9 protein-coding genes and 1 tRNA gene are annotated in these 7,141 nt (G+C 70.7%); 7 read left to right on the forward strand and 3 right to left on the reverse strand.

Translation table 11 applies throughout. From position 1 onward, the window contains the following. Positions 1–12: 12 nt before the first annotated feature. The 3 genes from D0Z08_RS19100 (at position 13) to D0Z08_RS19110 (ending at position 2,285) form a co-directional block, all read left to right on the forward strand. Complete coding sequence (locus D0Z08_RS19100) at positions 13–1,035, forward strand: serine/threonine-protein kinase (protein WP_118926850.1); 1,023 nt, start codon at positions 13–15, stop codon at positions 1,033–1,035. Further along, positions 1,032–1,667, forward strand: a complete 636-nt coding sequence (locus tag D0Z08_RS19105) for an RNA polymerase sigma factor (protein WP_118926851.1) — start codon at positions 1,032–1,034, stop codon at positions 1,665–1,667. The genes D0Z08_RS19100 and D0Z08_RS19105 overlap by 4 nt, the downstream gene beginning before the upstream one ends. Positions 1,668–1,772: 105 nt before the next feature. Then, the gene (locus D0Z08_RS19110; RefSeq protein WP_118926852.1) at positions 1,773–2,285 is read left to right on the forward strand and encodes a calcium-binding protein; all 513 of its coding nucleotides are present in this window, start codon (positions 1,773–1,775) and stop codon (positions 2,283–2,285) included. Between the two features lie 16 nt (positions 2,286–2,301). Here the strand turns inward: D0Z08_RS19110 and D0Z08_RS19115 are convergent, their stop codons facing one another. Continuing rightward, positions 2,302–2,892 (reverse strand): LysR substrate-binding domain-containing protein, encoded by a 591-nt coding sequence (locus tag D0Z08_RS19115; RefSeq protein ID WP_245994121.1) that lies wholly within the window; start codon positions 2,890–2,892, stop codon positions 2,302–2,304. Positions 2,893–2,995: 103 nt separating this feature from the next. Here D0Z08_RS19115 and D0Z08_RS19120 point away from each other — a divergent pair, with 103 nt between their 5' ends. The 3 genes from D0Z08_RS19120 to D0Z08_RS19130 all read left to right on the forward strand — a co-directional run bounded on the left by D0Z08_RS19120 (position 2,996) and on the right by D0Z08_RS19130 (position 5,540). After that, positions 2,996–3,457 (forward strand): HNH endonuclease, encoded by a 462-nt coding sequence (locus D0Z08_RS19120; protein WP_245994124.1) that lies wholly within the window; start codon positions 2,996–2,998, stop codon positions 3,455–3,457. Positions 3,458–3,514: 57 nt separating this feature from the next. Then, entirely contained in the window at positions 3,515–4,822 is a 1,308-nt protein-coding gene (locus tag D0Z08_RS19125) for a tryptophan 2,3-dioxygenase (RefSeq protein ID WP_118926855.1), read from the forward strand. A 133-nt stretch (positions 4,823–4,955) separates the two neighbouring features. Further along, a complete protein-coding gene (locus D0Z08_RS19130; RefSeq protein WP_220454258.1) occupies positions 4,956–5,540 on the forward strand; it encodes a M23 family metallopeptidase in 585 nt (194 codons plus the stop codon). Positions 5,541–5,547: 7 nt separating this feature from the next. On the opposite strand, the gene D0Z08_RS32230 is transcribed toward D0Z08_RS19130, so the two are convergent. After that, positions 5,548–5,826 (reverse strand): Fe-S cluster assembly protein HesB, encoded by a 279-nt coding sequence (locus tag D0Z08_RS32230; RefSeq protein WP_182481390.1) that lies wholly within the window; start codon positions 5,824–5,826, stop codon positions 5,548–5,550. 119 nt (positions 5,827–5,945) lie between these two features. Here D0Z08_RS32230 and D0Z08_RS19140 point away from each other — a divergent pair. Continuing rightward, positions 5,946–6,034 (forward strand) — tRNA-Leu (locus D0Z08_RS19140). Between the two features lie 440 nt (positions 6,035–6,474). Here D0Z08_RS19140 and D0Z08_RS19145 read toward each other — a convergent pair. Continuing rightward, complete coding sequence (locus tag D0Z08_RS19145) at positions 6,475–6,942, reverse strand: GNAT family N-acetyltransferase (RefSeq protein WP_118926856.1); 468 nt, start codon at positions 6,940–6,942, stop codon at positions 6,475–6,477. Between the last annotated feature and the right edge of the window lie 199 nt (positions 6,943–7,141).

The raw sequence follows: 7,141 nt of genomic DNA on the forward strand, positions 1-7,141 counted from the left end.
CAAGATGGCGCCGTGGAGGCGATCGGTCGGTTCGTCGTCCTGGAGCGGATCGGCGTCGGCGCCCACGCCGCGGTCTATCGTGCCGAGGACCCGGTGCTCGACCAGCTGGTCGCGCTGAAGGTGCTGTCGGCGAACGTCGCCTTCGACCCGGACGGCCGGGCCCGGTTCATCAAGGAGGCCCGGCTGATGCGCCGGATCGACTCCGCGCGCACCGCCAAGGTGTACGACGTCGCGCAGCTTCCCGACGGCCGGCCCTACCTGGTGCTCGAGCTCGCCGAGCGCGGCACGCTCGACGGCCGGCTCGACGAGCTCGAGGAGCGCGGGACAGCGATCACGGTTCGCGACGTCCGCGCCGCGGCGGCCGCGCTCGGAGCGTCGCTCGCCGCCATCCATGACCGCGGTGTCGTCCACCGCGACATCAAGCCGTCGAACATCCTGATCCGGCCGCCGGCAGACGGGCACCCACCCGACGGCTACCCGGGCGGCGTACTCCTCCGTGACGACGACTTCCTGGTGCTCACCGACTTCGGTCTCGCCAAGGCGCTGGAGTCCACCCGCCGGGTGACGGCGGCGGTCGGGACCCCGGCCTACATGGCGCCGGAGCAGGCCGCGGTCGGAGCGCCGATCGACGGCCGCGCCGACATCTTCGCGGCGTCGGCGGTCATTGCAGAGCTGCTCGATCGCACCGACGAGCCCCGTCACCCGCGGGTCGGCGCGGCACTCGACCGCGGGATGGCGCGCAACCGCGACGACCGCCACCCGGATGCCCGCACCTGGACCCGCGACCTGGTCGCCGCACTCGACGGCAGCCTGGCGCCGGTCACGGTGTTCCACCCCGGCGACCCCGTGGCGCCTCGCCCGGCCGCGGAGCCGGCGCCCGACGTGGTGCCGGTGGTCCAGTACGCGCAGGAGCCCGTCGCGCCCCGGCCTGGCCTCCTTGGTGGCCCGGTCATGCTGGCCGTCTTCGCCGCGGCGGTGCTGGCGATCGCGATCGCCCTGGTCCTGGCGTACGACTATCTCGGAGGCGCCCGGTGACCGATCCCGTCCTGCTGCGATCGGCTGCCGACGGCGACGCCGCCGCCCGAGGCGCGCTCGTGACGGAGTTCGCGGCCGCCGGCCCGGACGACCGGATCGAGATCCTCGACGGTCTCGCGCCGCTCGGCGCCGCCGGAGCGGTCCCGGCGACCGAGCTGCTGCTCGAGCTCGTGCACCGACACCGGATCGCGCAACCCGCGATCACCACGCTCCTGGTCGACCCGGCCGACATCGAGGACGCTGCGCAGCTGACCCTGATCGCGGTGATGGAGAAGATCTCCCAGTTCGAGGGGCGGTCGCGGTTCCAGACCTGGGTGCGCGCCATCGCCCGCAACGAAGCGCTCCAGGTGCTGCGCCGCAAGCAGCGCAAGACCGAGCCGGCGACCGACGAGGTGCCCGAGCAGGCGGCGTTCAGTCGCCGGCTCAGCTCTGTCGTCGCGGACGAGCTGGCGGTGCGCCAGGCGCTGGACCGGGTGCCCGAGCCCTACCGCGAGGCCCTGATCCTGCGGGAGTTCGACCAGCTGGGGTACGACGAGATCGCCGAGCGGCTGGGCGTGCCGGTCGGGACCGTGCGCTCGCGGATCGCCCGGGCCCGGGACCTGCTGGCGAAGCAGACCTGGCACTGGTCCTGACACCGGCGAAAAGAATTCTCCGGATCCGGGAACTGGCCGGGGGAGTGGGCGCATCCCGTGGATGAGGCCGGCCGCAGCGGCGGGTCCCGATCCCAAGGAGAGACCATGCGTTCCATCAAGATCCTCACCCTCGGTGCGGCGGCCGCGTTCGCCGGTGTGGCTGCCTTCTCGGCGAGCCCCGCCTCCGCTGCCGACATCAGCGGCGGTCACCTCGACGACGTCCTGTACGGCACGCCGACCGCCGACACGATCCTCGCGTTCGAGGGCAACGACTCCCTCTACGGCTACGCCGGCGCCGACGAGCTCCGCGGCGGCCCCGGCTACGACTACCTCGAAGGTGCCGACGGGCGCGACCGTCTCTTCGGCGGGCCCGACGGTGACTACATCGCCGCTGGAGGTGGGCCCGACCGCCTCTTCGGCGGCGGGGGCAGCGACACCCTCGTGCCCAGCTTCGGACCCGACGAGGTCCGCGGCGGCGACGGCAACGACTACCTCTACGTCTACGCCGACGGCAGCGCCGACCTCATCAAGTGCGGCCCCGGCAACGACACCGTCTACTACGACACCACGGACCCCGGCGACGAGTTCTACGGCTGCGACAACTTCTACGCCGTCTGAGATGTCGCGGGACCTGTCAGCCGCGGCCGCTGCTCGCGCGGCGGCCGCGGGTGACCCCGACGAAGTCCTGGTGCACCGGGCCGTCGTCCTGCACCCGCCACACCAGGGCCACCTGGCTCGGCGGCAGGTCGACGACGGGCCGGTGCACCACGTCCTTGCGGTGGTAGAGGCGCGCGACGGCCATCGGCAGTACGACGACGCCGGTGCCGGCCGCCGCGACCTCGATGGCTTCCTTCGTCGTCATCGGCGGGAACGCGAGCTGCGGGACGGCCGGCGTCCAGCCGGATCGCTCCGGCAGCACCAGCTGCTCGTCGGCCAGGTCATCCGTGCTCACCTCGTCGGCCGCCGCCACGAAGTGGTCGACCGCGACCACGACCACCGGCCGCTCCTCGTAGAGGACGACCTGGTGCAGCGGAGTCGGACGCTCGCGGTCCACGGGGAGCCGGGCGAGCACCAGGTCCGCCGTACCGTCGTCGAGCGCGGCGCGCTGCTCGCTCTCCGCGACGGGCAGCAGCTCCAGGCGGATCTCGGGGTGGCGCTCCCGCCAGACCCGGGCCCACTTGTCGGGGGTGACACCGGGCACGAAGGCGATGCGGAGCCGGTGCACGGGGTCAGCGTACTGACCCCGAATTTTGTGCAACATCGGAGAAACCCTCTTTGCCGCCGCGTCAGCCATGCTTAAGGTGCGGCAACGGAAGGAGGCGATCGCGTTGGCGACCTACGGTCCCGTCGTACTGCTCAACGCCTCCTACGAGCCGCACGACGTCGTCTCCTTCCCGCACGCCGTGAAGATGCTCTTCCGGGGCGTCGCGGTGGTGCACGAGGCCGAGGAGGACAAGCGGATCGGGCCGCACCCGTGGCCGAAGGTGCTGCGCCTGGTGCGCTACGTCGTCGCCTCGTGGATGTACCGACCCGCGGCCTACGGGCGCGAGGCGGTGCTGCGCCGGGACCAGCACCGTTGCGCGTACTGCGGTGCCCACGCGAACACGGTCGACCACCTGGTGCCGCGATCACGCGGCGGCACCTGGACCTGGCTCAACACCGTCGCCGCGTGCGGCCGGTGCAACAGCCGCAAGGGCAACCGCACCCCGCCCGAGGCGGGCATGCGGCTCCGGTTCGAGCCGTGGGTGCCGACCCGGATCGAGGTCACCGCGTGGGGGCACCGCCGCTGACCGGCAAGTTCCGCCATTCCCCGGACAGCCCGTGCGCATCGTTGCCACTGTGGACCAATGAGCGCCCAGACCGGGCCGGCTGACGAGGCCCTGCGGGCAGCTGTCGAAAGCAGCTGCGCGATCCAGGTCTCGCGCGACGCCGCGGCCCGGTTCCTGAGCAGCGAGCTGGACCACTGGCTCGACCCGTCGGTACCGCCCGACGAGCTGGACAGCCTGGTCCTCGCCCGGCTCGTCACGCACGAGATCCGCTGGGTCGGCAAGCACTTCCTGTCGGCCGACAGGTGCGAGCGGCTCGCGGCCATCAGGGACCGGTACGACGGCCGCGACCCCTATCTCGACGCGTTCCTCGACTGCATCCTGGACAAGCACGAGGGACGCTTCTGGAACCGCACCTACCTGTCGCTCCCGGTGCTCGAGGTGATCCTGGACGAGCACGACCTGCTGCCGTCCGGCGTCGCCGCGCTGCTGGCAGCCGACATCGTCCGCTACGAGCTGTGCGCGGCGCACCGGCTCAGGGAGGTGTCGGTGGTGGGTCGCCCCGAGTCGCGAACGCTCCGGACCCGGCTGCGCCACTCCTTGCGGTTCATGACCGCGCACCTGGGAAGCACCGCCTCCGACGACCTGCTCTCGGCGATCTCGCACGAGCCCGAGGCGGACCTACCGACCCTCCTCCTGCAGCTGCCGACCCCGCCGATCGAGATCGCCGGGGAGTGGCTCGAGCTGAGCGTGCAGCCCGTGTCGACCGTGCACGACGAGTACTTCTTCATGCGCGTCCTGCAGGCCCACGAGATGTCCTTCACCGGGATGAGCCGGCGGATGCGGGACGCGGTCGGCGCCCTCCGCGAGCAGGAGCTCGGCCTGGCCACCCTGCTCCTGGAGGAGGTCGTCACCTTCATGGACCGCAACGCCTCGCTGTTCCGCATCGTCGCGACGATGCGTCCCGAGGCGTTCCACACCTTCCGCGTGTTCACCGACGGGGCGAGCGCGATCCAGTCCGAGCAGTACAAGCGGTTCGAGGGGTTGTGCGGACTGCCGCCTCCGGCCCGGCTGGGATCGCCGGCGTTCGAGAGCGTGCCGGCCGTCCACGCAGAGGTCAGCGCCGGGCAGGACTCGCTGACCGACGCCTACCTCGATGCGGTTGCGTCCGGACGGCACCCGGCGGAGCTCGCGACGATCGCCACGCTCCTGCGCACCCTCGAGGCGAGCCACCGGCGATGGAAGGCCACCCACGTCACGCTGGCGTCCCGGATGCTCGGTGACGCGCGCGGGTCGGGCTACACCTCCGGGGTCGGCTACCTCGAGGAATGGCTCGACCACTGCCTCTTCTGGCGGTGTGATCTCGGTCCCGAAAACGGGGGCATCTGAGCGGTAACGAGAACGTGTTCTCGTGACCGCGGCCACACGGCGGCCTCGTTCGACTTGAGTCTGGCGACTCGGGTTTGGCTCACTGGTGGGAAGTGCTTGCAAAAGTAAGCATTCGCGAACCAGAGGAAGCGCCGTGAACCAGACCACCACCCGTCGAATCCGTCAGGCCATCACCGGGCCCGCACTGATCGGTGCGATTGCGTGCTCTGCCTTCGTCCCGGACGCTGCGGCGGCCGAGCAGGCGTCGCCCGCCTGGATGGTCACGGCCAAGGCCGACCGGCCGATGAAGATCGTCCGCGGCCTCACGGTCCGCCCGGAGCCGGCGGTCATGGTGCTGCCGGTCCAGGGCTACCGCCTGACGGCCACCTTCGGGAACTCCGGCAGCATGTGGTCGAGTGACCACACCGGTCTGGACTTCGCCGCGGCCGAGGGCACGTCGCTGGTCGCGATCGGCGCGGGCGTCGTGACCGAGGTCGGCTACGACGGCGCGTACGGCAACAAGACCGTCATCCGGCTCGAGGACGGCACCGAGCTCTGGTACTGCCACCAGTCGAGCCAGAACGTCTCGGTCGGTGACCAGGTCTCCGCCGGTGACGTCATCGGCGCAGTCGGGTCGACCGGCAACACCACCGGCCCGCACCTCCACCTCGAGGTGCGCGTCAATGGTGAGCCGACCGACCCCCAGGTCGCTCTGGCCAACTGGGGCCTGAACGCCTGACCAGGGCTCAGGCCTGCGCGAGCAGCCCGAACTCGATGTTGCCGGCCTCGTCGATGCCGGCGTCGAGCACCTTGTCGTCCAGCTGCTGGGCGGCGTCCGGGTCGAGGTAGACCTTGGCGCCGTCCTGCTCGACGACCTTGTCGCCCGCCGCGGGTTGGTCCGCGGTCGTCACGGCGAGCTGTGCCTCCGGGGTGCTGGTGATCCGCAGACCGGCGTCATCCGGAGTGTCCGGGTGGTCGGTGTAGCGCTTCACGATGCTGCATGCGTTCTCGGTCAGGGTGAGCATGAGATGCCTTCTGAGTTGATTGCAGAGCACCTCCACCGTTGCAGGCTCGCACCCGTGGTTCAAGGCCCCCTCCCGATGCGGGCAACCGGGTGGTCTTTTGCTACCGTTTCCCCGCACTCGTCCGGGTGGCGGAATTGGCAGACGCGCTAGCTTGAGGTGCTAGTGCCCGTATTAGGGCGTGGGGGTTCAAGTCCCCCCTCGGACACCAGACCCAACACCCCGAACCGCTCAGGTTCGGGGTGTTGTCGTTGGTGGAGCCGTCACCGGATCCCGGCAACGAGTGCCCAGGTCAGGGCGCAGGCTCCCACCGGCCAGGCATCGAGCAAGCCCCCTCGGACGCGCTCGACGAATCCTTGTCACGTCCTGCGCAGGGGCGAGCAGATCGTTGGCGCAGGTGGACAAGCCGGGGCACTCGTCGGATGTGGCGCAACCAACACTGCCCTTCGTGCGTCACATTCGTTGAGAGGGGTGATGAACATGGCGACTGCAGGGCTCACTGACCACCGATCGGCGCCGGCCGCGACGTGCGCGTTTCCCGCATGCGAGGGGACGGCCGTCACCACAGCCGCGATGTGCGAGACCCATCGCCGGGTCACCGTCTCCCAGACCGGGTCCTGGCTCGAGGCCGGCTGACCACAGGTCCGAGGCTCAGAGGTCCTGCTCGTAGGCGAGCATCAGCGGCCCGCCCTCGCCCTCCGTACGGCGGAAGCCGGCCGCCTCGTAGGCCCGCTGCGCGTCGCGGTCGTCCTCGCTGGTGACCAGGAACGCGTAGTCCGCCCCGGCGGCCCGCGACGTCGATAGCACCGCGTCCAGGAGCTCCCGGCCGAAGCCCTGACCCCGACGGGTGGGGACGACGTACAGCTCCGCGAGGTAGGCCTCCTGGGCGTCGCTCCACAGCGACGGCTGGAGCCGCAGTACGGCGACGCCGACCGCCGTCCGCGCGTCGTCCCGCGCCAGCAGCACGGTCGCGTTGGCGTCACCGATCCGGCGGGTCAGGATGTCGGCCAGCACCTCGGGCTCGGGGGTCGGTACGTCGAACTCGGTGTTGAAGTCGTGCAGGAGCAGGGCGGCCGCCGCGAGCCCGTCGTCGTCCTGGGTCGTGACTGTCTCGATCACACCGCGACACTAGCGACCGGCCTCAACGGCGCCGGGCATGAAGGCTGCTGGGTAAAGGACGTCCGAAAGCGCGCTGTTATCTCGCAGGACAACGGTGACAGTTCTGCATCAGGACATCGGTGACACTTCAGATGGTCTTGGTGGTGACACTTCTGCCCCGATGCTGCGGCGGTGGCTGCCAATGAACCGATAGATCCCC

Source organism: Nocardioides immobilis (assembly GCF_003515065.1).
GTDB lineage: Bacteria > Actinomycetota > Actinomycetes > Propionibacteriales > Nocardioidaceae > Nocardioides > Nocardioides immobilis.

Bases quoted from the DNA above. Each gene is read 5' to 3' on its own strand.
- D0Z08_RS19110 (WP_118926852.1), top strand. From the start codon at position 1,773: ATGCGTTCCATCAAGATCCTCACCCTCGGTGCGGCGGCCGCGTTCGCC.
- D0Z08_RS19125 (WP_118926855.1), top strand. From the start codon at position 3,515: ATGAGCGCCCAGACCGGGCCGGCTGACGAGGCCCTGCGGGCAGCTGTC.
- D0Z08_RS32230 (WP_182481390.1), bottom strand. From the start codon at position 5,826: ATGCTCACCCTGACCGAGAACGCATGCAGCATCGTGAAGCGCTACACC.